Raw genomic sequence first — 25,076 nt, forward strand, 5'->3', positions numbered from 1 at the left:
CTGCCGGGCCGCCACGCGGCAAGCCGAGCTGCCGGGCGGGCGGACGGCAAGCCGAGCCGCCGCCCGCTAGCTCCCGTGCACCGGCGTATCGCTGCGCTGCACGCTGTCCTCGTGCAGTTCCAATGCACTCATGATCAGCGCGAAGTGGCTGAAGGCCTGCGGGGTGTTCCCCAGCTGTCGGCCGCTGTCGACTCCCCATTCCTCGCTCAGGAGACCTACGTCGTTGCGCAGCGCCAGGAGCCGTTCGAATAGCTCCTTGGCCTCGTGGCGCCGGCCCACCCCGATGAGCGCTTCCACCAGCCAGAAAGAACAGGCGAGGAAGACGCCTTCGTTCCCGGGAAGGCCGTCGTCGGCTTCCTCCGTCCGGTAGCGCAGCAGGAAACCGTCGTGCGTAAGTTCGCGCTGCACGGCCTCAATGGTGCCCACCACCCTGGGGTCGTCCGCCGGCAGGAAGCCGACGCGGGGTATGAGCAGAAGGCTGGCGTCCAGCTCCGGCCGCCCGTAGGACTGCACGAACGTGTTCCGCTCTGTGTCGAAGCCGTTGGCCATGACATTGGCGTGGATGGTGTCCCGCAGTTCCTCCCAGCGGTCAGCCGGACCAACCAGCCCGAAATCCCGCACCCCCTTGACCATCCGGTCGGCCGCAACCCATGCCATCACCTTTGAGTGCGTGAAGTGGCGGCGGGGGCCGCGCATCTCCCATAGGCCGTTGTCGGGCCGCTGCCAGGCACCCTCAAGGTGTTCCATGAGCGCAACCTGGACGTCCCACGCCTCGTCGCTGTGCTTCAGCAGGGAGTACCTTGTCAGGGACAGGCAATCCAGGACCTCGCCCCAGACGTCCAGCTGAAGCTGGCCGGCGGCGCCGTTGCCGATCCGCACCGGGGCGGACTTTTCGTAGCCCTGCAGCCACGGGAGCTCCATCTCCGGCAGCCTCCGCTCCCCGTGGATCCCGTACATGATCTGCAGGTCCGCGGGGTCGCCGGCTACTGCCCGCAGCAGCCAGTCGCGCCAGGAGGCTGCCTCTTCGGTGTAGCCGGCGGCAAGCAACGCCTGCAGCGTAAGCGTTGCGTCCCGGAGCCAGCAGTACCTGTAGTCCCAGTTCCGGGAGCCGCCCAGCTGTTCCGGCAGGGACGTGGTCACAGCGGCCACAATCCCGCCCGTTGGATCGTAGGTCAGTGCCTTGAGCGTGATCAGCGAACGCTGGATGGCCTCACGGTAGGGGCCGGTGATGGTGCATTTCGCGGACCAATCCAGCCAGAACGTCTCCGTGGCCGCCAGGACGGCCTCTGGGTCGATGTACGGCGGGCGGTACAGGTGGCTCGGTGTCCAAGCCAGCACAAAAGGCACCCTCTCGCCCGCGCGGACGGTGAAGTCGCTGACTGTCCGCATGCGTTCGCCACGCAGCGGAGCTTCTGTGACGAGGTAGGCGGCATCCGGACCGGCGATGGCATGGATGCCATGGTCATCGTGCCGGACCCACGGCACGATGTGGCCGTAATCGAACCTCAGCGCCAGTTCGCCGCGCATCCGGACGGAACCGTGCACGCCCACCACGATCCGCACAATGTCCGCCACACGGTCACGCGGGGGCATGAAGTCGATGACTTTCACGGTGCCGGAGGGCGTTTCCCATTCGGTCTCCAGAATGAGGGTCCCCTTGCGGTAATGGCGGCGGGTGCAGTCTCCGCCGCCCGCAGGCGCCAGCAGCCACCGGCCCGACTTCGGCGTGTCGAGCAGCGCGTTGAAGCAGGCCGGCGAGTCGAACCGCGGGAGGCACAGCCAGTCGATGGAACCCTCCGTGCTGATGAGTGCCGCCGTGTGGAGGTCACCCACCACCGCGTAGTCCTCTATGCGTGCCATGGGACATACAGTGCCACACGCCGCCCCGGCAGACTACTATCCATGGCATGCTGCAAGGGAATGTCGGAGGCTCGTGTCCGACCATATCCGTACGCGCGGCAGACTGACGGCGAGGGGCAACTTGGGGATCCACATCGGCACGTCCGGCTGGAGCTACGACCACTGGGAGAACGTGCTCTACCCGCCGGGACTGCCGGCGCGCGACCGGCTGGCGCATTATGTGGCGCGCTTCAGTACCGTGGAGCTGAACGCGAGTTTCTACCGCTGGCCACGGGATACCACCTTCGCGAGCTGGCGCCGCCGCCTCCCTGCGGGATTTGCCATGTCGGTCAAGGCCCCGCGCGGCCTGACTCATGGGAAGAAGCTGTACAGCCCCGAAGTCTGGGTGGAGCGGATCATCAGGTGCTGGCATGAGCTGGGCGACAAACGGGCGGTGCTGCTGGTCCAGCTCCCGCCTGATTTTGCCCGGGACGATGCCCGCCTTGGCTACTTCCTGGCGGCCTTGCCGTGGTGGGTCCGGGTTGCGGTGGAGTTCCGGCACCCCAGTTGGGACCATCCCGACGTGTATGCCCTGCTTGAGCGGCACGAGGCTGCCTATTGCATCATGAGCGGTGCAAACCTTCCGTGCATCCTGCGGGCTACGGCGCCGTTCGTGTACGTCCGCCTGCATGGCCCGGACCACCAGTACCTCTACGGGGGCTCGTATTCGGAGGATGACCTTCGGTGGTGGGCAGACCGCGTCCGGGAGTGGCAGGGCTCCGGCAAGGACGTATACGTCTATTTCAATAACGACGGCGGCGGCAACGCCGTGCGGAACGCCGACACATTGCGGTGGCTGCTCGGGGAAGGCTGACTCACCTGCGCCGGTCCCTTGGTCGTCAGCTCCCGCTGCGCCGCCGGCCGGTTGTTACGGTGAAGAGCCTTTGTCGCCGCCAGCGGTCGCCGGAGGCCCCCCTTGTGGCAGAGTGGAGGCATGGAATTGGCGTCGCAGGAATCATCGTTGCCCGGAACCCACGCGCTCCGGGTGGCGCACAAGGTCTCGGATACGGTCAACGGTGTCCGCATCCAGCTGGCCCGGCGCTGGAATTTTGCCCCGCAGACCGTTGCCTACCAGGGGTACGGCTCCACGTCTTGGGTGCGGGTCCTTGGCCGCGTAGTGCTGACCAGCAAGCTGAAACCGGGCAGCCGCGCCGAGCACGCGGCGAAGAACGGCAACCAGAATGTCCGCGGCTGGAGGGCGTTCACCAGTGTGCCCCTGCAGTTTACGGATGTGGACATCGAAATCGAGGGTGTGACCACCCGCGTGAAGGCGGACCGTGGCGGGCTGGTGGACACAGTGGTGAACGTTCAGCTATCCCCGGGCTGGCACACCGCAACGCTGCGCGCCGAAGGGACCGAGGCCGTGAAGGCCAGCATCCTGGTCATTGGCCCGGACACCAAGTTCGGGATCGTGTCCGACATCGACGACACTGTGATGGTCACGGCGCTCCCCCGGCCCTTCCTGGCCCTGTGGAACACCTTTGTGCTTAGCGAGCGGGCGCGGATGGCCACCCCCGGCATGCCGGTGCTGATGGACAGGCTGGTGGTGGAACACCCCGACGCCCCTGTGATCTACCTTTCCACCGGACCATGGAACGCGGCACCAACGCTGGCGCGGTTCCTGAGCCGCAACATGTACCCGGCCGGCCCCCTGCTCCTGACGGACTGGGGCCTGACCCAGGACCGCTGGTTCCGCAGCGGCCAGGAGCACAAGAACGGCAACCTGGACCGGCTGGCCAAGGAATTCCCGGATGTGCGGTGGCTGCTGATCGGCGACAACGGCCAGCACGACGAACAGATCTACTCACGGTTTGCCAGGGACCACGGCGACCGCGTTGCCGCCATTGCCATCCGCCAGCTATCCGTTGGCGAATCAGTGCTGGCTGGTGGCCATTCTGAAACCGGGGACCACAGCGCCTCTGCCGTCCCGTGGATCTACTCCCCCGACGGCGCAGGGATCACCAAGGGCCTGGCCGACCTGAAACTGGTCTGACCGAAGACACACTCTTCCCCGGCACCCCCAGCGCGCACCTGAGGCGCGGGTGGGTCAGGCCACCGGCTCGGGTTCCCCTTCAGCCGCGGGCGGTTTAGTCGGTTGGGCGGGGGCGGAACCGCCACCGGCTTCTTCCGTCTCGGCGGTGGCCACCGCGGCGGCCTGCAGCCGCTCGGCCTGCAGCTCCTGCAGCCAGTAGTACGATGCCTTTGGCGTCCTGTCCAGCGTGTCGAAGTCCACATGCAGGAGGCCGAACGGCTGTTTGTAGCCGGCTGACCATTCGAAGTTGTCCAGCAGGGACCACACGTAATAACCGCGCAAGTCCACCGATTCCGCAGGACCGCCGGGAGACGTTGCCATCAGGGCGCTGGAAATGTGTTCGGCAAGATAACGCAGCCGGCGTTCGTCCGGAATGATGGTCCGGCCCCCGGCCTTGTCCCGAATCACAACATCCTCAAAGCTCGCTCCGCCTTCCGTGATGAAGACGGGCGGAAGGCCGGGGTAGCGTTCCGCCATTTCCGCGAGTGCCACTTGCATGTAATCAGGCCGGATCGGCCAGCCGTAAGCGGTTGTTTCCGAATCAGGGAAGGCTGTGATGTGGAAAGGTGCACCCGGTGCGGTGCCGCTGAGATCGTCCCCCATAGCCTCTGCCATGCCCGCGGGTACAGCTCCCTCGCCGGGGCCGGCGGCGACACGGGTTGGCATGTAGTAATTCAGTCCGTAGAAGTCCATTGGCTGCGAAATCAGTTCCATGTCTTCGTCGGAGGGGCTGAACGGCGTGAAGAACGTGGCAGCCCGGATGACGTCCGGGTACTTTCCGAGCAGGACAGGGTCGGCGAACAGCCTGTTCTGGAAGACGTCCATCAGCCCCGAGCTCAGCTTGTCCAGTGGATTGCCCGAGGCGGGAATCATGGGCGAGTACACATTTGTCATGCCGATCTCGCCGGGGACTTTTGCTGCTCGCAGCGCCTGCATTGCCAGGCCGTGGCCAAGCAGCTGGTGATGGACGGTGGGCAGGGCCTGCAGGAGCTGCGATTCGCCCGGCGCATGAAGGCCTAATGCGTAGCCGTTGGTGGTCAGGGTGGCCGGTTCATTGACCGTCACCCAGCGGGCCACCCTGTCTCCATATGCCGCAGCCGCGATCGCGGCGAACTCCCCCAGCCGGTAGGCCGTATCTCGTATCATCCAGCCTCCGGCCTCGTCCAAGGGAAGCGGCGTGTCCCAGTGGTAGAGGGTCACCATCGGCGAAATACCGCTGGCGAGCAATTGGTCCAGCAGTCTGTCGTAGAAATCGAGCCCCGCCCTGTTGACCGGGCCCTTGCCGCCCGGCTGGATACGGGACCAGGACAGTGAGAACCGGTAGGAGTCGATTCCCAGTTCCTTCATCAACGCAACGTCTTCGGGCATGCGGTGGTAGTGATCGCAGGCCACTGCGGGGCTGTGGTCCTCCACGATCGCTCCCGGCTTCTTCGCGAAAATGTCCCAGCCGGATGGTCCCCGGCCGTCTTCGTCCAAGGCACCCTCGATTTGGAAGGCGGCGGTTGCGACCCCCAAAGTGAAGGACGGGGGGATCATGGCGGCCATTTCTTTGGCGGAAAAGTTCATCGGCTTGACCCCTTATGTAGTTACCGGTGGTGGATTGATATTAGTGCACCGTCGTGTCCGACCCGAAGAGGAATTCCTTGGCGTGCAGCAGGGCTTTTTTGAAGGCATCGTTGCGGAGGGTGATCAGGTGCTCCGTGTCATTGGCCGCCGGTTCAAGGTAACCGGTAAATCCTGGCCGCAGCACCCAGATGTCACCCGTCGGCGGCAGATAGAAGACCCCAAAGGACCGGTGCTGAGGATCGTCCGGCGTCCAGATCGGGACAACCGCGAGTGCCGCGCCGTCTCCGGATGGATCCACTGCGCCCGTGGGAGCGGCTCCTCATGGGCCTCGGGGTCCAGGAACGGGGCTGTACCCGCACCCCACCTTTGCTCAAAGCGTTCATGGAACGCCGGAATCAGGTGGGAATCATAACGGCGCCAGGCGCTCATGGACTGCTCCTTCTCTGCTATTGGATGCCCGCTATCCGGCGCCTGCCCGCGGGCCGCGTTCCCAGAGGACGGGTGTAACCCGCAGCAGCGGTGGCTGCTGCGCACGGACTCGGCGGACCGGCACCTCCTGCGGCGCGCCGAGGCCGGTGGTCGGCGCGGACAGCCTTTTGTCGTATTCGGCACGGACCCCCGGATCCCCCAGTACAGCAAATGCCTCCATGATCTCCAGCAGGCCTCCGTTGCCGGGACCAGCAGTCCCGCTGCCGCCGTCGTCGACGTCCGGGTGGTGGATCCTCATCAAGGCCCGGTATGCGCGCGCGATTTCCTGCCGTGTGGCCGTCCTGTCCACCTTCAGCACTTCGTAATAGTCACGCGGTTGGTTGCTCATGGCCGTGGTCCGTGGCGGGGAGGGTGCCGTCCTAACGGCAACCTCCCCGGCCTTCATTCCCGACTAGCTGCTGATTTCGTGCATGCCTTCCTGCTTGGATTCGATTTCAATCTTGCGCGGTTTGGCCTGCTCGGCGATCGGGATGCGGAGGGTCAGGACGCCGGCGTTGTAGCTGGCCTTGACGTTGTCCGTGTCCAGGGTGTCGCCGAGGATCAGCTGGCGGCTGAAGACGCCGCGGGGGCGCTCCGAAAAGACCAGCTCCACATTGGGCTGAGTCTGATCGCGCCGTTCAGCCCGCACAGTCAGCACGTTCCGCTCAATATTGAGGTCCACAGAGTCGACGTCGACTCCTGGCAGATCGAACGAGACCACGAACTCCCCGTCTTCCTGCCAGGCGTCCATCGGCATGGCCGCGGGCCGGGCAGCGGTTCCAAAGACCTGCTGGGTAAGCCTGTCCAGTTCACGGAACGGGTCCGTACGCATCAACATCATTTCCCACTCCTTCGACAATGTGGTTGTTGCACTATTCTCTCTTTGCTAGCCCGCCCTAATCTATGGTGACGGGTATAGATTTTTTATAGCACCAGTGAGAGACTGTGGCAAGGGCAACGAACGAAAAACCGAGGAGGACCATGGCAGCGCGTGGTGCGGAGACCGGCGTGTATGCCATCTCCGTGGTGGCCCACCTGGTGGGCACAGGCCAACAGAACATCAGGCTCTACGAACGGAAGGGCCTGCTCACGCCGGACCGCACGTCCGGCGGGACACGGCAGTACAGCGACTCGGACCTCGCCGTGCTGAAACGCATCGGCGAGCTATTGGACGAAGGGCTCAACCTTGCCGGCATAGCGAAAGTGCTGGAACTTGAGGCGGCCAACGCAAGGCTCCGGGCCGAGCTGAAAAGGGCCCGCACACGCCCGCAGGGCCCGGGGTCACCAGGAGCAACAGGGTCACCAGGAGCATCAGGGTCACCAGGAGCATGAGGGGCCTGGGCCCTGCTTACTTCCGGCCGCCGGCAAGCAGGTAGGACTCCTCGAGAAGTTCCGCCAGTTCCTGCACATCGATCCGGTCAAGCCGGACCAGGACCAGCTGCGATGAGCGCTCGTGGTGAGGGGTCCAGAAGTACGTGGCGGGGTCCGTCCCGGCGAGCGCTTCCCGCTCCGCGGTCTTGACGGTCAGGACGCCGTCCTCCCAGATCCTGGCCATGAGCGTCCGGGCAAACCACGCAGGCTGGTTCCAGCTGGGACGCTCGGTGACATCCGGCAGGGCGAGGCAGATGCGCCGGACGTCCTCTTCGCTGGCCATTCTTCGCTAGCCTTCCACCGTATCGGCCTTGGACAGTTCGCCGGTGATCTGCTCGCCCGGGACGCGGGCCGTGCGCCAGGTATCCACGGCGATGACGGCTCCCAGCACAACGAAGGAGATGAACAGTGAGGCCAGGGCGTCGCTGACCCAGTGATACCCCAGGTAGAGCCGGCTCACCGAGGCCAGGACAATCCCGACGGCGGCGGCGGCGAAGCCAGCCACAGCCGGCCACGTGCTTTGGCGCCGCGAGAATATGAGGAACGCTGTGATCAGGAGGAAATCGCAGGCACCGAGCACATGCCCGGAGGGGAAGGAGAACGTGACGTCGGGACCAAACAGCATAAGGTCCAGGGGCGGACGCTGGCGGTCCACCGCCCGCCCGATGATCTGGGCCAGCGCCACGCCCGTAAGCATGGCTCCGGCCAGCAGCAGGGGGCGCCAGGCGTGCTTGGCGGCGAGGCCCCAGGCCACGGTGACCACCAGGATGATGATAGGCAGCGCCACGGGTCCGAAAACGATCGCAAGGAAGATCATGACGGCGGTGAGCGGTTCCGAGCGCTGACCGAGCAGCCAGGCGCGGGCGGGTTCGTCGAGGCCGGTCAGCCCGTCCCTTCCAAGGACATCCGCGAGAGTCAGCGCGAACAAACCGGCACCCAGGACCATCAGGAGCAGGGCGATCCGGTACAGGTTCTTCCGGGACGCCGCGTTCATGTACCGCTCTTCAACCACGAACTTGTCGTGGAAGACCTGCCACCAGTGCGGCGATTTCCGTGATCGATCTTCAGCCATTTCACGCCCCGCTTCAGCATTCCTCAACGATGTTCTCCGCTGAGATTATCCCGGTTCCGCCGTTTTGGCTCGCGGCGGACCGCCGACGGCCGGCCGCTACCTGCCGGATGTCCGGAGAGCATGGATCCGGCGGTAGCCTGACTGGATGGGTGCCATGAACGAACTGATTGACCGGGCCGCCGTCGGTTTGCTGGTCCGGGTGCTGGCCGAGGCGTCACCCGGCACGTCCTGGGCGAACGCGACGGCTGCCGGCGGCGCGCTGGACCACCTCAGCCTCCGCGGACGCACGGACCACGTGAGCCGGGGACTTTTGGCGGACATCGCCGAGGCAGCCGGCCCGCAGGCAGAGTACCCGACCGCGGCGCGCATCTTCCGCCGCGCCCTCCAGGACGCCGACTTCACGGGCTGGACCCTCTGGCCCGTCACCGAAACGGCCGTGACGCTGGCCCTGGCTTCAACGGACCCCGGCGATTTCGAAGACTGCCTGCGGCTTCTCGCCGAACTGACTCCGCGGCTGACCGGCGAATTCGCGATCCGGCGGCTTCTCGCCGCAGACCTGGACCGTTCCCTCGCCGTCGTGCTGACGTGGACGGCCCACGCCGACGAGCACGTCCGCCGCCTCGCCAGCGAAGGCACCCGCCCCTACCTTCCGTGGGCTGTCCGGATTCCCGGCCTGGTGGAGCGGCCAGAGGCAACGATTCCGATCCTCGACGCCCTGTACCGGGACCCGCACGAGTATGTCCGGCGCTCGGTGGCAAACCACCTCAACGACCTGGCACGCCACTCCCCCGAGGCGGTGCTGGCCGCGGCTGCGGCCTGGGCCGCGGAACCGGACGCCAATACGCCCTGGGTGATCCGGCATGGACTGCGCACCCTGGTCAAGAAAGCCCACCCGGGCGCCCTGGCCCTGCAGGGGTTCGCTCCGGCGTCGCTCACAGTAACAGCGCCGAGGCTGGACCGGAGCGTCGTGGCGCTGCCGGCTGACCTCGCCTTCGAATTCGAGATCTCAAACACGGGTTCCGACCCGGCCAGGCTCGCGGTGGACTACATCGTGCACTACATGAAGGCGAACGGGTCGCAGTCGGAAAAGGTCTTCAAACTGGCGGCCCTGACCCTGCATCCCGGCGAAACCAGGACAGTATCCAAGAGCCACGCCTTCCGGCAGATGACCACGCGCGTGCACCACGCTGGCAATCATGGCCTGGAACTTCAGATCAACGGCGTCCGCTACGCGCATACCGAGTTCGTCGTCGAAACTTAACGCCGGCAGCCTCGGACGTCAGGTGGGCCGGAGACGGGGACGGTAGCGGCCCGCGGCAACGGCCGTCGGCATAAATGTGATTTGACTCACAAGACCGCGCCCGTTATGCTCATTTCGTTGTTAGCGCTAACATATCTATCGTCTTTGTGGACTCAAACTCCCGGAACCGGCCGATGCGGCCGGCCCCGGAAACGAAATACTTGTGGTGACGGATCTCCGGGTCCGGCACCAATCGACCGGCTCCCACCGGCCGGCCCCCGGCCGGGAAGCGCAGATGCCTCCCGGCTCAGTACAAATTCGCGGACTGCGTTGTCCGCGGAAGGAGATAAACGTGAGAATCAAGAAACTCCTGGGCGCAATCGCCGTCGTCCTCGCAGTCACAGTGGGGGCCACGGGGTGCGGAAGCCGGGGCGGAGCGGCCAGTCCTACCGGCAGCGCCGATGCAGCGGGCTCGCTCGTGGGCATTTCAATGCCCACCCAGACCTCCGAACGCTGGATCGCGGACGGCAAGAACGTCTCCGATTCGGTCACGAAACTGGGCTACAAGGCTGACCTGCAGTTCGCCAATGACGACATCCCCACGCAGGTCTCGCAGATCGAAAACATGCTCACGAAGGGCGCCAAAGCGCTCATCATTGCGGCCATTGACGGCACCACGCTGACCGACGTCCTCGCCAAGGCGAAAGAGCAGAACGTGAAGGTGATCGCCTACGACCGCCTGATCAACGGCACTGAAAACGTGGACTACTACACCACGTTCGACAACTACACCGTGGGCGTCCAGCAGGCCACGTCACTGCTGACCGGCCTGGGCCTACTTGACGCCAGCGGCAAGAAGGTCGAAGGCAAGGGCCCGTTCAATGTGGAGCTTTTCGCCGGCAGCCCGGATGACAACAACGCCAACTTCTTCTGGACCGGCGCCATGGACACGCTCCAGCCGTTCCTGGATGCCGGAACCCTGAAGGTCCCCAGCGGCCAGACAAAGTTCGAGCAGGCAGCCATCCTGCGCTGGCAGGCCCCCGTGGCCCAGAAGCGCATGGAGGACATCCTGACCGCGGCCTACAGCTCCGGTACCAAGCTTGACGGTGTCCTCTCCCCCTATGACGGCCTGTCCATCGGCATCATCTCCGCACTGACCAGCACCGGCGGCTACGCCAAGGGCAACCTTCCGATCGTGACCGGCCAGGATGCAGAGAAGGGCTCGGTGAAGTCCATCATCGCCGGCGAGCAGTACTCCACCATCTTCAAGGACACGCGCAAGCTCGGTGAGCAGGCCGTGAAAATGGTTGACGCCGTCCTGAAGGGCCAGCAGCCCGAGACCAACGACACCGAGACCTACAACAACAAGGTCAAGGTGGTCCCGGCCTTCCTGCTCGAGTCAGTCATCATCACCAAGGACAACTACAAGCAGGAGCTGGTTGATTCCGGCTACTACACGGAGGCAGACATCAAGTAGCTGCCGTGCCGGGTGCGGCCGGGCCTGGTCCCGGCCGCACCCCACCGGGGGACGCTGCATCCGCAGGAGTCCGGCTCTGACAAGTCATCGGGAAATCACCATGAACGTACCTATTCTTCAAATGCGGGGAATCACCAAAACCTTTCCCGGGGTGAAAGCCCTCCAGGACGTCACCCTGGACGTGAACCGCGGCGAGGTGCATGCCATCTGCGGTGAAAACGGCGCAGGAAAATCCACCCTCATGAAAGTCCTCTCCGGTGTGTACGCACACAACACCTTTGAGGGCGACATCCTCTTCGAGAACGAACCGTGCGACTTTTCCACCATCAGTGACAGCGAAAAGCGCGGCATCGTGATCATCCACCAGGAACTGGCGCTGAGCCCCTACCTGTCCATTGCCGAAAACATCTACCTCGGCAACGAACTGGCCAGGAACGGCTGGGTGGACTGGCGCAAGACGAACCTCGAAGCCGCCAAACTGCTGGCGCGCGTCGGGCTGAGTGAAAACCCCGTGACCCCGATCCAGCACATCAGCGTCGGTAAGCAGCAGCTGGTCGAAATCGCCAAGGCGCTCTCGAAGGAAGTTAAGCTGCTCATTCTGGATGAGCCGACTGCGGCACTCAACGACGAGGACTCCGACCATCTCCTGGACCTCATCCTGCACCTGAAGGGCCAGGGCGTCACGAGCATCATCATAAGCCACAAGCTCAATGAAATCCGCAAGGTTGCCGATGCCGTGACCATCATCCGCGATGGCAAATCGATTGAGACCCTGCGGCTGGACCAAGGGCAGATCACCCAGGAACGCATAATCCGCGGCATGGTGGGCCGCGACCTCGAAAGCCTGTATCCGGACCGCACCCCCAGCATTGGCGAGGAGGTCCTCCGCATTGAAGACTGGACCGTGCAGCATCCCCAGGATCACAGCCGCACGGTGGTCCACAATGCCAGCCTGAACGTGCGGAAGGGCGAAGTCGTCGGGCTTGCCGGACTCATGGGCGCAGGCCGGACCGAACTGGCCATGAGCGTCTTCGGACGCACGTACGGACGGGCTGTTTCCGGCAAGGTGTACAAGTACGGCAAGGAAATCAGCACCGCTACCGTCTCCGATGCCATCCAGCACGGCATCGCGTATGCCACCGAGGACCGGAAGCACTACGGCCTGAACCTGATCGAAGACATCAAGCGCAACATCTCGATGGCAGCCCTGCACAAGCTCGCCAAGCGCGGCTGGGTGGACAAGAACGAAGAAACCACCGTCGCCAACCGCTATCGGAAGAGCATGAACATCAAGGCCCCCTCCGTGGCAGCCATCACCGGAAAGCTTTCCGGCGGGAACCAGCAGAAAGTCGTGCTGAGCAAATGGATGTTCTCGGACCCTGACGTGCTTATCCTCGATGAACCAACCCGCGGCATCGATGTCGGGGCCAAGTTCGAGATCTACACGATCATCGCCCAGCTCGCTGCGGAGGGGAAGGCCGTGATCGTGATCTCCTCCGAGCTCCCGGAGCTCCTGGGCATCTGCGACAGGATCTATACCCTGTCCGCCGGTCACGTCACCGGCGAGGTTCCCATCGCCGAGGCCACCCAGGAATCCCTCATGCACTTCATGACCCAAGAGAAGGAATAGCGAACATGTCCGCCCTACGAGAATCACTTGGCTTCCTGACAAGCCGCCTCCGCCAGGTTGGCATCTTCGTCGCCCTGATCCTGATCGTCCTGCTTTTCCAGGTCCTCACTGACGGCATCCTGCTGCAGCCGCAGAACGTCACCAACCTGGTGGTCCAGAACAGCTACATCCTGATCCTGGCCATTGGCATGGTCATGGTCATCATCGCCGGCCACATCGACCTCTCCGTGGGGTCCATCGCCGGCTTCATCGGCGCCGTGTCTGGTGTGATGATCGTCCACTGGGGCTGGGCCTGGTGGATCGCCATACCGGCCTGCCTGCTGGTCGGTGCCCTGGTGGGTGCCTGGCAGGGCTACTGGATTGCCTACGTGGGCATCCCCGCGTTCATCGTGACCCTCGCGGGCATGCTCATCTTCCGCGGATTGACCCTGATCACCCTGAAGAACCAGCAGATCACGCCGTTCCCGGCCGAACTGCGCGCCCTCGGCGGCGGCTTCCTGCCCGACATTTCCGGCGGCACCTCCGTCCTGGAATGGCTGACTGTCATCCTGGGCGTCGGAGGCACGGCGGCCATCCTGTTCCAGGCCATCAAGGAACGCCGGGTCCGCCGGAAGTTCAACCTCGAAAACGAACCCATGGCCTGGTTCGCCATCAAGACCGGGTTCATCGCGCTGCTGATGCTCAGCATCACGTTCCTGCTCGCCAGCTACCGGGGAACGCCGATCGTGCTGATCGTGCTGGCCGTCCTGGTCATTGTCTATTCGGCGCTCATGAACAACAGCATCTTCGGCCGCCACACGTACGCGATCGGCGGCAACCTGCATGCAGCCGAACTTTCCGGCATCAAGACCAAGGCAGTGACCTTCCGGCTGTTCGTGAACATGGGTGTCCTGGCCGCACTGGCCGGCCTCGTCTTCACTGCCCGCCTGAACTCGGCCCAGCCGGCCGGCGGCACTGGCTTCGAGCTGGATTCCATCGCCGCCGCCTTTATCGGCGGCGCCGCGGTACAGGGCGGCATCGGCACCGTGGCCGGGGCCATGGTGGGCGGCCTGATCATGGGCGTGCTCAACAACGGCATGTCGATCCTCGGCCTCGGCACCGACTACCAGCAGCTCATCAAGGGCCTGGTGCTCCTCCTTGCCGTGGGCTTCGACATCTTCAACAAGAACCGCAGCAGCGGCGGCGGATCCGCCATCGGAAAGCGGTTCAAGCTCAAGACGACACCCCCTGCCGGTGCGGAAACCAAAGAACCGGCCCAGGACCGTCCGGTGGCCGTGCCCGCCGGTACCCAGCAGAAGAGCGCCGTCCGCAACCCCTGAGTCCGTCCACGGACGAAGCCCTACCCAGCCGGAAAGGACAGCCCGCATGTCCCCGCCAATTGAGCAGATCGACGAAGCACCGGAAAACTGGCGGATGCTGATTGGCAGCTGGGTGGAACTGCGCCACGAGGGCCGGTTAGTCCGCACCGGCGAGGTGGAAGACGCCACGGCTGACTCAGCCGTGATGTGGCTGAAGTTCAACGGCAACCACGGCCGCCAGCTGGTGGCGGAGAGCGACGGCTACGAGATTCGCCGGATCGGCCGCTAGGCAGGATCAAAAGCAGGACCAACGGCATTGATCCGAAACGGGAGGCCGACGGCGGCAGTCACGTGCCGCCGTCGGCCTCCCGTTTGTGGTTCTTCAGGCCTTGGCGCCGGCTGTCGGCCTCGCGGACGGAGTGTTGGTCACCTTGAGCCCGCAGCCTTCTTCGGCAAACGCCGTCAGGGTCTTGTAACCGAAGGTCCGGTAAGTGACATCGGGCCAGCGGTCCCTCAGCATCTGGCCGAGGCGAGGCGCGTTCACCAGGCCGTTCACCCAAAGGGTGGGATCGTCCTTGAGGAAGGCGTGGACGCTTGCTTTGAAAAGTTCGAGTTGCGTGTGCTGGTCGGCGGCTGGATTCTTCTTGGTCGGCGCCTTGACCGGCGCCTTGATCGGTGCCTTCACCGACGCCGTCGTCGTCGGCTTCATCACAACCGCTGCTACGGGTGCGGCCGGAGGCGCGGGGATGTCGATGACATGGAAGTGGTCCGCCACGGATTGCAGCACTTTATTGACGACGCCAGCTTTAGGTTGCGAGGTGGTGGCCACCAGCGAACGCTTTCCGAGCGCGTGCAGGCGGCGGATGAGCGGAACGAAGTCGCCGTCGCCGCTGACGATCACGAAGAGTTCTATCCAGGGCATGTCCGTGGCGACTGCCAGGGCATCAACCACCAGTTCGATGTCGGCGGCGTTCTTGGCGCTGTTCCCGAAGGAAAAGACCTGGACGGGTTCGATGTTGTTGGCCAGAAGCTGGCTCCGGTATCCGGTCATCTCGGGGTGCGCCCAGTTGGCGTAGGCACGCGCTATGGCCGTGTCACCGCCCAGCCCGCTATTCCCGGCTGCCTCCTTGATATCACGCACGATCTTGGCCAGCGGCACGGAGGTGACATCGTTCCTGTACCCGCCAAAGAGATTTTCCATATCAAGGAAAATGGCCACATTCCGTCGTTGCGACCCAGCCACGTGACCGTCCTCCCCCAGCGAATAGTAAGCAGATCCTATCCCCCGCCGCGGCCGATCTTGCCCGGACGCGCAATGACAGCGAACGGGAGGCCGACGGCGGCAGTCACGTGCCGCCGTCCGCCTCCCTGTTTCAGTGGTTCCGCCGCAGTGGTCCCGGTGCTGCTTAGCGGCCGCCCTCGATCTTCCGGCTGCGCTGTTCCTGTGCCATCGGACCATACGGGTACACGCCCACGTGCGGCTGGCTGATGTCGGTCAGCCGCCTGGTTTCGTCCTCCGACAGCTGCAGGTCCGCCGCGGCAAGGTTATCCGCCAGCTGCTCCGTGGTGCGGGCTCCGAGGATCACGGACGTGACAGCAGGGCGGTCCGCCAGCCAGGCCAGCGCAACCTGCGAGGCACTCACGCCGTGGTCTGCCGCGATCTTCTCCACGGTTCCGATGACCTCCCAGGTCCGCGGATTGTCGTTGCGGGCCTGCCAGGCTTCCATGCCGCGTTTGGGATTCTCGCCGAGCCGGGTGGCGCCTGCCGGCGCCTCGTCGCGCTTGTACTTGCCGGAGAGCCAGCCGCCGCCAAGCGGCGACCACGGCAGCAGGCCGATGCCGGCGTCCAGGGCGGCGGGAACAATCTCCGATTCAATGTCGCGGACCAGCAGGCTGTATTGCGGCTGCAGGGTAACCGGTGCGCTCCAGCCGTGGGCCTTGGCGACGTGCACCGCCTTGGTCAGCTGCCAGCCCAGGAAATTGGAGAAGCCGTAGTAGGCAATCTTGCCGCTGCTGACCGAGTCGTGCAGGAACCGCAGCGTCTCCTCCAGCGGCGTGATGGGATCCCAGGCGTGCATCTGGTACAGGTCAATCTGTTCGACGCCGAGGCGGCGCAGCGAATCGTCCAGGGCACGCGTCAGGTGCCGCCGGGAGGTTCCGACGTCGTTCGGGGCCTGGCCCATGGGGAATCGGCCCTTGGTAGCCAGGACGGCACGGTCCCGGACCTCGGCACGGGCGGCCAGCCAGCGGCCGATAATCTGTTCCGAGACACCCTGGCTGTAGACGTCCGCGGTGTCGATGAAGTTGCCGCCAGCTGCAAAGTAGTCATCAAGGATGGCGAAGGACGTGTCCTCAGTGGCTTCAGCGCCGAACGTCATGGTGCCCAGCGCGTAGTTGGATACGACGGCGCCGCTGTTCCCTAGTGTGCGGTATTCCATAGTGCTCCTCAGTCCTCGGTGGGGGTGGTGCGGTTCGGGTGGTAACTGCGCCAGCTGTGCTCGGGGGCGTAGCCCAGGAGCCGTTTGGCCTTGTCGATGGACAGCATGGTCTCGTGTTCGCCAAGCTCCCTGGTCACCTTGACGCCGGGAAAAACTTCCGCGGCAAGGCTGGCGCTGGACCGACTCATGACCGTGTCCTCGTTGGCAATGATGAATGCCTCGAACCCTGGCTGGCCGTTCTCCAGCGCCCGCGCCACGGCCTGGGCACCGTCGCGGCCGTCGATGTAGCCCCACAGGTTCCACTTCCGCAGCGTGGCGTCAGAGTCGAAGGACGGAAAGTCCTCGTAGTCCTCAGGGTCCATGACATTGGAGAACCGCAGTCCCACAATGCTCAGTTCCGGGTCCCAGCGGGTCAGTTGGATGGCCATCTGCTCCTCCAGGTGTTTGACGAGCGAATATGTGCTCTCCGGCCGGGCCGGGTAGTCCTCATCCACCGGGATGTAGGGCGGCTCGACGTCGAACGGCAACCCCAGGACCGTCTCGCTGGAGGCGTAGACAATCTTCTTGATCCCGGCGCGACGCGCGGCCTGGAAGACGTTGTAAGTGGCCAGCATGTTGTTCTCGAAGGTGGCCGCGTCCGGCGCAAGCCCGGGTGCCGGAATGGCACCCAGGTGCACTACGGCGTCGAAGCCCTGGTGGCGGTCATCGAGGCCAAGGATGACGTCCAGCACCTGGCCGTAGTTGCGCAGGTCCACTTCGGTGAAGCCGCGGCCCCTGGTGCCCGATCGGTCCAGGTTCAGGACGTCGTGGCCGTCTGCAACGAGCCTGCGGACCACGCTTCTGCCCAGCTTTCCGCTTCCTCCGGTAACAGCAACTCTCATCAGGAACTCCTCTGGGTTGTTGGCGGCAGCGGAGCCTCTTTGGTCTCTGGCACCGCTGTCGTCATCCCACCCTAGGGGCGCTGCGGCACGCGCGCAGCCCTTTTGGCTGGTCCTCTGAGTCCTAGGAAGGAGCGGCCCTGCCTGCCAGCGACCTCAGCTGGCCGAAGCAGGCGAAGTGGGCCCTTAGATGTGCTGCGACTGGCCTGGCAGGCCGAGGCTCGGGCGTCCGAACGGAAGCCTGCTCGACCCCATGCCCAGGGAGGCGTAGTAACCACCGGCCACCATCACTGCGAAACCGGAGACGCCTAGATACAGCAGCTGCAGGGCGGCACCTGCGATCACCAAGAGGAAGCCGCAGATCACGCAAACCGCACCAAGGACCATCCTGCGCATCAATAAACGCGGCCGGCCTTCCATACGCGCGGCGAATCTCGGATCATCCTCGAGAAGCGACTCTTCGATCTGCCTGAGGACGTCCCTTTCATGTTCAGAAAGCGGCATTGTTACCTCCGAACTGGATTGATATTAAGGATCGTCCACTCTGCCGCTATGTCAATAGAGCCAAAAGACATGGACGAAAGACGGTGGCTTTGGACCTCCCTTGTTCAGTGACTTTGTGCCCTAATCCCGCTTGGTGTCCAAGCCCTAACCTGAATTCATGAGCGCGGTGAGCACCGCGCGCCACGTCCCGGGAGCATCGTCATGAAAGCCGCAACGGCGAGCATCATCGCAGGAGGAGTCCTGCTGCTGGCCGGCGTCCTGCTGTTGCTGGAGTCGCTGGGTGTGCTCGATTCCGGAGCGCTGGTGTGGCCGTTTATTTTTGGCACGGCCGGCGCCGCCTTCCTGGCGGTATTTTCCAGGAGCCGCGCCAATTGGTGGACCGCCATCCCGGGCTTTATCCTGCTGGGGCTGGCCGCGGTCATCATTGCCACCGAGCTGTGGCCCGGATCAGCGGGCGACTGGCCGGGCTGGTTGTTCTTCCTGTTTATCGCCGCCGGCTTTGCGGCTGTTTACTTCCGGGAGCAGGACAACTGGTGGGCGCTGATTCCCTGCGGCGTGATGCTCACGCTGGCCCTGGTGGTTGCCCTGCCGCCCGGGCTGGACGGAACACCGGTGGCGGCAGTGCTGTTCCTGGGTCTCGCCGCGACGTTCGCCACGCTGGCCGCCACGCCGGAGCGGATGAAATGGCCCTTGATCCCGGCCGCGGTGCTTGCCGTCCTTGGTCTGTCCTTAGCCATCCAGTCCACGGTGACCTTCGGCGCCATGGACTACATCACTGCCCTCGTCCCGCTGGTGGCTGGCCTCTACCTGTTGTATTACGCCTTCCACAGCCGCCGGCAACCCGCACACGGGCAGGGCCGTTACCGATCCCATGAAACAAGGACTGGGTGATGCTCACAGTGGCCACCGACCCAGCACACGGGGACAACGTTGTTGGGGGAACGCGGGTGTATATCCTCGACAGCCATGCCCTCGTCCGGCTGGGGCTCCGGGAGCTCCTGGAAGAGGCGCATTTCGTGGTGGTCGGCGAGAGTGGCTCGGCCGCCGAGGCAAGCCTACGGATCCCGGCACTGAACCCCGATCTGGTGGTGATCGGAGCCCATCTGCCGGAGGGTACCGGCATCGAGGTGTGCCGGGAAATCCTCTCCGACAACGCGCCACTCCGGTGCCTGCTGCTCAGCAGTTACGACGACGACCATGCCCTGGGCGGTGCGGTGTTGGCCGGGGCGGCCGGCTATGTGCTGCGGCAACTGCCCGGAACCGCCCTTATCGAGGGAATCCGCAGGGTAGCCACCGGGGAATCCTTGCTGGCGCCAGGGGCCAAACGCAGAGTCATGGAGGGCCTGTACCAGGCCCAGGCGGAGCGCAGTAATAGCGGCCTGAGCTCGCACGAGCTGACGGTCCTCGCCCTGATGGGCCAGGGCCTGACCAACCGCGAGATCAGCGAGGAAACCCGCTTTGCCCGGGCCGCGGTGAAGATGCACGTGGCCGGAATCCTGGTGAAGCTGGGCTTCGAATTGCGCAGCTAGGCTCTTGCCCGGGGCAGCACGCCCCTTGGGTCAGCACGCCGGCGCCTTCCCGGGTCACGGCGCATTCCCGGTCACTTGGAGGGGGCGCTCCAAGTCAGGCGGGTGCCGCGCCCCGGGCTGCTCTTGATCGAGCATTCACCGCCCAGGGCCACGGCCCGGTGCTTCATGTTGGCGATTCCGCTGACGCGCAGGGGGTTTTCGAACCCGCAGCCGTTGTCCGCAATCCTGAGCTCCACACCGTCTGTCCTGGCCGTCAGGGAGATGTCGATTTCATCAGCACCGGAGTGCCGGACGGCGTTGCTCAGCCCCTCCGACAGCACCGGCAGGAGCTGCTCGACGACGGCGTCGGGCACAGCTTCGTCCACCGGTCCGGTCAGCTGAACCTTGGGTGAGAATTCGGAGTTCCGGATCCCCTCGTGGATGGTCCGCATGATGAGCCCGGTAAGCGGCTCCTTCTGCCCATGACCGGTCCGCATCGAGTAGATGGTGTCCCTGAGCTCGTGGATGGTGCTGTCCAGCTCCGCAGTAACCACCGAGATGCGGTCCTGGGCCACGGGGTCCGGGATGTACCGCCGCAGGCTCTGCATGCTCAAGCCCGCCCCGAACAGCCGCTGGATCACAAGGTCGTGCAGGTCCCGGGCGATCCTGTCGCGGTCAGTGGACAGCAGCTGCTCTTCCCTGCGCTCCCTTGCCCGGACCAGCCCCAGGGCCAGCCCCACCCGGGAACCGAATACGGCGCTCGACTGGATGTCGGATTGGAGGTACAGCGCCGCTCCGGCGGGCCGCGCGAGGATCAGGAGGCCACATTCACTGCTCTTGCGCCCCAGGGCCGCCACCAGCAGCGGACCCAGTTTCCCGTCAGTTCCGGATCCGAACACGTCGCTGGGATCCCGGACCAGCGCCGACATTCCGCTGTCCATGACCTCGGCGACGATCTTCGACGCCGGCAGTTCCTGACCGGCGGGGAGGGACTGGACGCCCACCATCGTCCGGCACCGCTGGGTACCGTCGGCATCGGGATAGGCAACCACGGCCAGGATTGAGTCCGAAACGGTCAATGCCCGCTCAGCCACAAGATCCAGGTTGTCCGTTTCGCCGGGAAACAACGCCGAACTCAGCTGGTCGCTGACCTCAAGCCCCGCTTCAAGCCACTGCTGCCGCCGCCGGGCGTCTTCATACAGCCGCGCATTCTCGATGGCGACCCCCGCGGCCGACGCCAGCGCCGAGGCCAGCTCCTGGTCCTCCGCGGTGAACGGCCCGCCGTCGAGCTTCTCTGTCAGGTAAAGGTTCCCGAACACCGCGCCCCGGACACGGACCGGCACTCCGAGGAAGGTCTTCATGTCCGGATGGTTCGGCGGGAAGCCGCTGGCCATCCCGTGGGCCCCCAGGTCGTCCAGCCGCAGGGCTTCGGGCTCGTTGATCAGGTGCCCGAGTACGCCGCGTCCGGTGGGAAGCTCGCCGATCAGCCGGATGCCGTCGTCGTCGATTCCCACCGTGATGAAATGTCCCAGTTGATGGTCATCGTCGAGCACGCCAAGCGCGCCGTAGCGCGCTCCCACCAGTTCGCAGGCGGACTGGACCACTCTGTCCAGGACGGCTTCCAGGCTGAGGTCCTCGGTGAGCGAAACAACGGCGGCCAACAGGCCCTGCATCTGGTCTTGGGCTCGCACGAGCTCGTCGGCCCGGGCTACGAAGTCGCGGAGCAGGTCCTCGGTTCGTCTTCGGATGGGTTCACGCCACATGGCGCCATCGAACGCAGGCGGATTTGTACGGGTCGAAAACGGGAAAGTCCGGGCTCACGTGTCTCCCCACGGCAATGAGACTCACACGGCGGACTGCTTCACCGAGTTCCAATAAATCAACCCCAGACTGATGACAACACAGTACCAAGCCGGACACAGCCGCTCAAGGGAAACCAAGCGGGACTAAAGGCACTGGGAACCCGCAAGCACGGGTGGGAACCTAAAACAGCGGAATATCTTGGCTCCCCTGGATGTGAGGAGGTGATCCGTTGTGCGCATCGGACTGATCGCCCCGCCATGGTTGCCAGTGCCTCCGCCCCGTTATGGCGGCACCGAAGTGGTGGTTGACGGTTTGGCCCGCGGACTGGCTGCGGTCGGTCACGAGGTGCTGCTGGCAGCCCCGGCAGGAAGCACCTGCCCGGTTCCTCTCGTACCGGACATGCCAAAGCCGAGCGGCATGTCCGGCACCTGGTCCGCCGCCGAGCTCTACCATGTGGCCCGGGCCTACGCCGCTTTGACGGACGTGGACCTGGTGCACGACCACACAGTGGCAGGCCCCTTTTTCCGCTACCGTCCCGCCGCCCTGCCCGTGGTCACCACCAACCACGGGCCGTTCAGCTCGCGCCTTGGCGATCTGTACCGGCTCATGGGGCCTGATGTGTCCATGGTGGCGATCTCGCACCGACAGGCTGCCGATGCCGGAGGCATCCGCATCGCCAGGGTGATCCACCACGGCATCGACCTGGACGCCGTTCCGGTGGGTGACGGACGTGGCGGATACGCCGCGTTCCTCGGGCGGATGAGTCCGGACAAGGGCCCGAGGGAAGCCATTCTGGTGGCGCGGGAGGCGGGATTCAGGCTGCTGATGTCCGCCCGCGTCGAAGGCCAGGAGGAAACTGACTACTTCGACAGCCAGGTTGCCCCGCTTCTGGGGCCGGACGTCGAATTCCTTGGTGAACTGACCGCAGTGGAAAAATACCAGCTGATGGGCGGCGCTGCCGTCTTCCTCAACCCGATCCAGTGGCCGGAACCCTTCGGCCTGGTGATGATCGAAGCGCTGGCAACCGGCACTCCCGTGGTGGGTACGGGTTCCGGTGCGGCCCCTGAAATCGTCGACGACGGCGTCACCGGCTACCTCCGCGGCACCGTCCGGGAACTGGCCGAAGCCCTGGTCCTGGCGTCCGCACTGGACCGGCGCGCATGCCGTCAGGCTGCAGAGCTGCGCTTCAGCATCGGACGCATGGTGGCCGACCATGTCTCGCTATACGGCGAAGTGTTGCAGGGAAGGCTGCCGCCGTCGGGGCGCTAGACGGCGGACTCCGCGCCGCCCCCCATCCCTTCGCTTCCGCTTTCTCCGCTTCCGCCCGGCACCAGGTAGCGGAGGAACCAGTCCCTGGCCAGCGCCGCGGCCTCGGACAGTGTTCCGGGTTCCTCGAACAGGTGCGTGGCTCCCGGCACCACCGACAGCTGGTTGGGACAGCGCATGAGGGACTGGGCCCAATGGTTGAGTTCCAGCACCTCGCGGTCGGCGCCGCCCACGATCAGGAGCGTGGGGGCGTGGACATTGGTGAGCATCTTGCCAGCGAGGTCCGGACGGCCTCCCCGCGAAACCACGGCCTCAATCCGCACCCCGGGTTCCGCCGCCGCCCACAGCGCGGCACCGGCGCCTGTGCTTGCACCGAAGTACCCCACACGGCTGCGGGCGGTTTCCGGCCGGTCGGCGAGCCACTTTGTTGCCCCTGTGAGCCGGCGGGCAAGCAATTCGATGTCGAATACATTGGCACGGTGGAGTTCCTCGGCGGGCGTAAGCAGGTCCAGGAGCAGTGTCCCAAGGCCCGCCCGTTGCAGGAACGAGGCCACAAATCGGTTGCGGGGGCTGTGCCTGCTGCTGCCGCTTCCATGCGCGAAAACCACCACGGCCGCCGCCGTCACCGGCAGGTAGAGATGCCCCTGGAGCTGCACCGTCCCCACGTCGATCTCCACGTCCTCATCGACGCCATTCCCGTTCGCGGCGGACTGGGCGCTGTGCAGCCGCCTGGCTGCAGCGTCGAGCAGCAGCACCACTTCGTCGTCGCCCGTGGGAGAAAAGTCGCGGTAGTGGTAGCCGACGGCGGTGAAGTGCCGGGGCGTGGCCAGGCACACGATTTCGTCCGCCTCCCTGAGGTCCGAGAGCGTGTCTGCCGGTGCCACCGGAACTGCGAGCACCACCTTGGCGGCGCCCAGCTGCCGGGCAATCAGGCACGCCACGCGCGCCGTGGAACCGGTGGCGATTCCGTCGTCGACAATCACGGCGGTGCGGCCCCTCAGGTCAATGCGGGTCCGTCCCTTCCGGAAGCGTTCCACCCGCGACTCAAGCACGGCGCGCTCCCGCTCCTCAACCGCGACGATTTCGCCTTCCGCTACCCGGACGTGGGAGATGATGTGCTTGTCCAGCACTTGTGCGCCGCCTTCACCGATGGCTCCCATGGCCAGCTCAGGCTGGAACGGCACACCCAATTTCCGCACCACGATAACGTCCAGTGGTGCATCCAGCGCCGCGGCGACCTCGAAAGCCACCGGAACGCCGCCCCGGGGCAGCCCGAGGATCACGATGTTCTGGCCGCGAAGGTATTCGAGGCGCTGTCCCAGACGTCGTCCCGCTTCAATCCTGTCCTCGAAAATGCTCATCGCCAGCCGTTCGCAGTGTGACATTGGCCGCTGTCCGCGTCCGGGCAATCCATCGGTAGGCAGGTGTGCGGGCAAGGACTTCGGCGGCCGCCCTTCTCCCACTATCCGGCAGGCGGGGGCCGGTAGCGAGGGCCTTTCGGCCCGGATTCGGCGGGCACGGAAGGCATGGCTGCCACCGCTCACCAGGCCGTCGGCGCCCTTTTGTCGCGCGTCCGGACTCCGGCAAGGGATGTATATACTTTCCCGGTACGGTTTAGCAGAGAGCCGTTGGATAGTTCTACGATCCGGCTTCTCTGCGTGCTTCCCCGCGATTCAAACTTTCGGGGTGGATTGCCGCGCCGCCGGCTCGTTTTGACCTGAACGAAATGGCAGCAAGAACATCGTGGCCAGCGAGTCGACCGCAGACACCGGAACGTCAATCAGCCAGCACCTGCACGAAATGGTGTTGAACAGCTCAGATGTAGGCGAATTCCTTCACGAGCTCGCACGCGTATCCGCGCGCAGCCTTTCCGAACCGGGGGATGCCGTCCTGTGCGGGGTCACGCTGCTCCGGCACAAGAAAGCAGCGACGGTGGCCAGCAGCAGCGCGGAAGCGCACGCCATGGATGAAATCCAGTACGCCTTCGGTGACGGCCCGTGCATGACCGCCTCCCGCGACCAGGAAACTGTCCACATCAGGGACCTTGAAGACCATGACCGCTGGCCCAAGTACTCGGACACTGTCCTGGGCCACGGGGTCCGGTCCATCCTCGCCGTACCGTTCCGGCTCGACGGTAACACCCGGGCGGCGCTAAACCTCTATTCGCACCGGCCTGGCCGGTTCGAGGGCAAGGTTATGGAGCTTGCCGAGGACTTTGTCAGCCAGACGTCAATGGCCCTCCGGCTGGCCGTGCGGTTCGCCCACTTCAGCGAGACCGCGGCAAACCTGAAGGCAACGCTGGAATCCCGCACCGCCATCGACGTTGCCATCGGCATCATCATGGCCCAGAACCGGTGCAGCCAGGAGGAGGCATTCGAGCTGCTCAAGGCCGCCTCAAGCGCCAGGAACGTCAAGCTTCACGGTGTGGCCACTGCCATCGTCGATTCCCTGGGTCACGGGCCGGCGAGGACGCATTTCGAGCTGTAATCGGACGCGGCTTCCTTGGTTGCCGGCCCCATCTCGCCAAAAACAACGTTGCGCCCGAGTGTGATGCATGCCATACTTTTTCTCGATGCGCATCGACGATGCGTATCGACAACGAGTTAGCCAAGCCCCAACCAGAGGG

24 protein-coding genes and 1 pseudogene are annotated in these 25,076 nt (G+C 64.9%); 12 read left to right on the top strand and 13 right to left on the bottom strand.

Going from position 1 to position 25,076, the window contains the following annotated elements:
• Positions 1-66: 66 nt before the first annotated feature.
• Positions 67-1,860, bottom strand: coding sequence for a glycoside hydrolase family 15 protein (locus J2S97_RS21510; RefSeq protein ID WP_307051970.1), 1,794 nt, complete (start codon positions 1,858-1,860; stop codon positions 67-69).
• A 121-nt stretch (positions 1,861-1,981) separates the two neighbouring features.
• On the opposite strand from J2S97_RS21510, the gene J2S97_RS21515 reads away from it, so the two are divergent.
• Both J2S97_RS21515 and J2S97_RS21520 read left to right on the top strand, forming a co-directional pair.
• Complete coding sequence (locus J2S97_RS21515; protein ID WP_307051971.1) at positions 1,982-2,713, top strand: DUF72 domain-containing protein; 732 nt, start codon at positions 1,982-1,984, stop codon at positions 2,711-2,713.
• A gap of 120 nt (positions 2,714-2,833) precedes the next feature.
• Entirely contained in the window at positions 2,834-3,892 is a 1,059-nt protein-coding gene (locus J2S97_RS21520; RefSeq protein ID WP_307051972.1) for an App1 family protein, read from the top strand.
• A 54-nt stretch (positions 3,893-3,946) separates the two neighbouring features.
• Here the strand turns inward: J2S97_RS21520 and J2S97_RS21525 are convergent, their stop codons facing one another.
• From J2S97_RS21525 to J2S97_RS21540, 4 genes and pseudogenes are all read right to left on the bottom strand, one after another.
• Positions 3,947-5,497, bottom strand: a complete 1,551-nt coding sequence (locus J2S97_RS21525) for a glycoside hydrolase family 1 protein (RefSeq protein ID WP_307051973.1) — start codon at positions 5,495-5,497, stop codon at positions 3,947-3,949.
• Positions 5,498-5,537: 40 nt separating this feature from the next.
• Positions 5,538-5,926, bottom strand: a pseudogene (locus tag J2S97_RS21530) (hypothetical protein).
• 31 nt (positions 5,927-5,957) lie between these two features.
• Positions 5,958-6,314: a J domain-containing protein gene (locus J2S97_RS21535; RefSeq protein WP_307051974.1), complete on the bottom strand. Its 357-nt coding sequence runs from the start codon at positions 6,312-6,314 to the stop codon at positions 5,958-5,960.
• Positions 6,315-6,377: 63 nt separating this feature from the next.
• Positions 6,378-6,803: an Hsp20/alpha crystallin family protein gene (locus J2S97_RS21540; protein ID WP_307052007.1), complete on the bottom strand. Its 426-nt coding sequence runs from the start codon at positions 6,801-6,803 to the stop codon at positions 6,378-6,380.
• Positions 6,804-6,946: 143 nt separating this feature from the next.
• Here J2S97_RS21540 and J2S97_RS21545 point away from each other — a divergent pair, with 143 nt between their 5' ends.
• Positions 6,947-7,297 carry a MerR family transcriptional regulator gene (locus J2S97_RS21545; RefSeq protein WP_307051975.1) on the top strand — a complete coding sequence of 117 codons (351 nt, stop codon included), beginning with the start codon at positions 6,947-6,949 and terminating at the stop codon, positions 7,295-7,297.
• A gap of 16 nt (positions 7,298-7,313) precedes the next feature.
• Here the strand turns inward: J2S97_RS21545 and J2S97_RS21550 are convergent, their stop codons facing one another.
• Together J2S97_RS21550 and J2S97_RS21555 are read right to left on the bottom strand one after the other, a co-directional pair.
• Positions 7,314-7,619 (bottom strand): MmcQ/YjbR family DNA-binding protein, encoded by a 306-nt coding sequence (locus tag J2S97_RS21550; RefSeq protein ID WP_307051976.1) that lies wholly within the window; start codon positions 7,617-7,619, stop codon positions 7,314-7,316.
• A 6-nt stretch (positions 7,620-7,625) separates the two neighbouring features.
• Complete coding sequence (locus J2S97_RS21555; RefSeq protein ID WP_307051977.1) at positions 7,626-8,408, bottom strand: phosphatase PAP2 family protein; 783 nt, start codon at positions 8,406-8,408, stop codon at positions 7,626-7,628.
• Between the two features lie 145 nt (positions 8,409-8,553).
• Here J2S97_RS21555 and J2S97_RS21560 point away from each other — a divergent pair, with 145 nt between their 5' ends.
• The 5 genes from J2S97_RS21560 (at position 8,554) to J2S97_RS21580 (ending at position 14,342) form a co-directional block, all read left to right on the top strand.
• Positions 8,554-9,669: a DNA alkylation repair protein gene (locus J2S97_RS21560; protein WP_307051978.1), complete on the top strand. Its 1,116-nt coding sequence runs from the start codon at positions 8,554-8,556 to the stop codon at positions 9,667-9,669.
• A gap of 331 nt (positions 9,670-10,000) precedes the next feature.
• Positions 10,001-11,125, top strand: a complete 1,125-nt coding sequence (gene chvE / locus J2S97_RS21565; protein ID WP_307051979.1) for a multiple monosaccharide ABC transporter substrate-binding protein — start codon at positions 10,001-10,003, stop codon at positions 11,123-11,125.
• Positions 11,126-11,225: 100 nt separating this feature from the next.
• Positions 11,226-12,755: a multiple monosaccharide ABC transporter ATP-binding protein gene (gene mmsA, locus J2S97_RS21570; RefSeq protein WP_307051980.1), complete on the top strand. Its 1,530-nt coding sequence runs from the start codon at positions 11,226-11,228 to the stop codon at positions 12,753-12,755.
• 5 nt (positions 12,756-12,760) lie between these two features.
• Entirely contained in the window at positions 12,761-14,074 is a 1,314-nt protein-coding gene (gene mmsB, locus J2S97_RS21575) for a multiple monosaccharide ABC transporter permease (protein WP_307051981.1), read from the top strand.
• 46 nt (positions 14,075-14,120) lie between these two features.
• Complete coding sequence (locus tag J2S97_RS21580; protein ID WP_307051982.1) at positions 14,121-14,342, top strand: hypothetical protein; 222 nt, start codon at positions 14,121-14,123, stop codon at positions 14,340-14,342.
• 93 nt (positions 14,343-14,435) lie between these two features.
• Here the strand turns inward: J2S97_RS21580 and J2S97_RS21585 are convergent, their stop codons facing one another.
• The 4 genes from J2S97_RS21585 to J2S97_RS21600 all read right to left on the bottom strand — a co-directional run bounded on the left by J2S97_RS21585 (position 14,436) and on the right by J2S97_RS21600 (position 17,873).
• Entirely contained in the window at positions 14,436-15,512 is a 1,077-nt protein-coding gene (locus J2S97_RS21585) for an NYN domain-containing protein (protein ID WP_307051983.1), read from the bottom strand.
• Positions 15,460-16,491, bottom strand: a complete 1,032-nt coding sequence (locus J2S97_RS21590; protein ID WP_307051984.1) for an aldo/keto reductase — start codon at positions 16,489-16,491, stop codon at positions 15,460-15,462. The genes J2S97_RS21585 and J2S97_RS21590 overlap by 53 nt, the downstream gene beginning before the upstream one ends.
• A gap of 8 nt (positions 16,492-16,499) precedes the next feature.
• The gene (locus tag J2S97_RS21595; protein WP_307051985.1) at positions 16,500-17,372 is read right to left on the bottom strand and encodes an NAD-dependent epimerase/dehydratase family protein; all 873 of its coding nucleotides are present in this window, start codon (positions 17,370-17,372) and stop codon (positions 16,500-16,502) included.
• 183 nt (positions 17,373-17,555) lie between these two features.
• Positions 17,556-17,873: a DUF3040 domain-containing protein gene (locus tag J2S97_RS21600; protein ID WP_307051986.1), complete on the bottom strand. Its 318-nt coding sequence runs from the start codon at positions 17,871-17,873 to the stop codon at positions 17,556-17,558.
• 201 nt (positions 17,874-18,074) lie between these two features.
• Here J2S97_RS21600 and J2S97_RS21605 point away from each other — a divergent pair, with 201 nt between their 5' ends.
• Together J2S97_RS21605 and J2S97_RS21610 are read left to right on the top strand one after the other, a co-directional pair.
• The gene (locus J2S97_RS21605; protein ID WP_307051987.1) at positions 18,075-18,764 is read left to right on the top strand and encodes a hypothetical protein; all 690 of its coding nucleotides are present in this window, start codon (positions 18,075-18,077) and stop codon (positions 18,762-18,764) included.
• On the top strand, positions 18,764-19,402 hold the full coding sequence (locus J2S97_RS21610; protein WP_307052008.1) for a response regulator transcription factor: 639 nt from the start codon (positions 18,764-18,766) through the stop codon (positions 19,400-19,402). The genes J2S97_RS21605 and J2S97_RS21610 overlap by 1 nt, the downstream gene beginning before the upstream one ends.
• 71 nt (positions 19,403-19,473) lie before the next feature.
• Here the strand turns inward: J2S97_RS21610 and J2S97_RS21615 are convergent, their stop codons facing one another.
• Positions 19,474-21,144, bottom strand: a complete 1,671-nt coding sequence (locus tag J2S97_RS21615; RefSeq protein ID WP_307051988.1) for a GAF domain-containing sensor histidine kinase — start codon at positions 21,142-21,144, stop codon at positions 19,474-19,476.
• 271 nt (positions 21,145-21,415) lie between these two features.
• Here J2S97_RS21615 and J2S97_RS21620 point away from each other — a divergent pair, with 271 nt between their 5' ends.
• Positions 21,416-22,453: a glycosyltransferase family 4 protein gene (locus tag J2S97_RS21620; protein WP_307051989.1), complete on the top strand. Its 1,038-nt coding sequence runs from the start codon at positions 21,416-21,418 to the stop codon at positions 22,451-22,453.
• Here J2S97_RS21620 and J2S97_RS21625 read toward each other — a convergent pair.
• Positions 22,450-23,811, bottom strand: a complete 1,362-nt coding sequence (locus J2S97_RS21625) for a phosphoribosyltransferase (RefSeq protein WP_307051990.1) — start codon at positions 23,809-23,811, stop codon at positions 22,450-22,452. The genes J2S97_RS21620 and J2S97_RS21625 overlap by 4 nt on opposite strands.
• 382 nt (positions 23,812-24,193) lie before the next feature.
• Here J2S97_RS21625 and J2S97_RS21630 point away from each other — a divergent pair, with 382 nt between their 5' ends.
• Positions 24,194-24,937 carry a GAF and ANTAR domain-containing protein gene (locus J2S97_RS21630; RefSeq protein ID WP_307051991.1) on the top strand — a complete coding sequence of 248 codons (744 nt, stop codon included), beginning with the start codon at positions 24,194-24,196 and terminating at the stop codon, positions 24,935-24,937.
• Positions 24,938-25,076: the final 139 nt, after the last annotated feature.

Origin of the sequence: Arthrobacter oryzae (assembly GCF_030812315.1) — a bacterium.
Lineage (GTDB): Bacteria > Actinomycetota > Actinomycetes > Actinomycetales > Micrococcaceae > Arthrobacter > Arthrobacter oryzae_B.

Coding starts and splice junctions, on each gene's coding strand:
- J2S97_RS21510 (WP_307051970.1), bottom strand. CDS start 1,860: ATGGCACGCATAGAGGACTACGCGGTGGTGGGTGACCTCCACACGGCG.
- J2S97_RS21520 (WP_307051972.1), top strand. CDS start 2,834: ATGGAATTGGCGTCGCAGGAATCATCGTTGCCCGGAACCCACGCGCTC.
- J2S97_RS21525 (WP_307051973.1), bottom strand. CDS start 5,497: ATGAACTTTTCCGCCAAAGAAATGGCCGCCATGATCCCCCCGTCCTTC.
- J2S97_RS21535 (WP_307051974.1), bottom strand. CDS start 6,314: ATGAGCAACCAACCGCGTGACTATTACGAAGTGCTGAAGGTGGACAGG.
- J2S97_RS21540 (WP_307052007.1), bottom strand. CDS start 6,803: ATGTTGATGCGTACGGACCCGTTCCGTGAACTGGACAGGCTTACCCAG.
- J2S97_RS21545 (WP_307051975.1), top strand. CDS start 6,947: ATGGCAGCGCGTGGTGCGGAGACCGGCGTGTATGCCATCTCCGTGGTG.
- J2S97_RS21550 (WP_307051976.1), bottom strand. CDS start 7,619: ATGGCCAGCGAAGAGGACGTCCGGCGCATCTGCCTCGCCCTGCCGGAT.
- J2S97_RS21555 (WP_307051977.1), bottom strand. CDS start 8,408: ATGGCTGAAGATCGATCACGGAAATCGCCGCACTGGTGGCAGGTCTTC.
- J2S97_RS21560 (WP_307051978.1), top strand. CDS start 8,554: ATGGGTGCCATGAACGAACTGATTGACCGGGCCGCCGTCGGTTTGCTG.
- mmsA (WP_307051980.1), top strand. CDS start 11,226: ATGAACGTACCTATTCTTCAAATGCGGGGAATCACCAAAACCTTTCCC.
- mmsB (WP_307051981.1), top strand. CDS start 12,761: ATGTCCGCCCTACGAGAATCACTTGGCTTCCTGACAAGCCGCCTCCGC.
- J2S97_RS21580 (WP_307051982.1), top strand. CDS start 14,121: ATGTCCCCGCCAATTGAGCAGATCGACGAAGCACCGGAAAACTGGCGG.
- J2S97_RS21585 (WP_307051983.1), bottom strand. CDS start 15,512: ATGGTCCGATGGCACAGGAACAGCGCAGCCGGAAGATCGAGGGCGGCC.
- J2S97_RS21590 (WP_307051984.1), bottom strand. CDS start 16,491: ATGGAATACCGCACACTAGGGAACAGCGGCGCCGTCGTATCCAACTAC.
- J2S97_RS21595 (WP_307051985.1), bottom strand. CDS start 17,372: ATGAGAGTTGCTGTTACCGGAGGAAGCGGAAAGCTGGGCAGAAGCGTG.
- J2S97_RS21600 (WP_307051986.1), bottom strand. CDS start 17,873: ATGCCGCTTTCTGAACATGAAAGGGACGTCCTCAGGCAGATCGAAGAG.
- J2S97_RS21605 (WP_307051987.1), top strand. CDS start 18,075: ATGAAAGCCGCAACGGCGAGCATCATCGCAGGAGGAGTCCTGCTGCTG.
- J2S97_RS21610 (WP_307052008.1), top strand. CDS start 18,764: ATGCTCACAGTGGCCACCGACCCAGCACACGGGGACAACGTTGTTGGG.
- J2S97_RS21615 (WP_307051988.1), bottom strand. CDS start 21,144: ATGTGGCGTGAACCCATCCGAAGACGAACCGAGGACCTGCTCCGCGAC.
- J2S97_RS21625 (WP_307051990.1), bottom strand. CDS start 23,811: ATGAGCATTTTCGAGGACAGGATTGAAGCGGGACGACGTCTGGGACAG.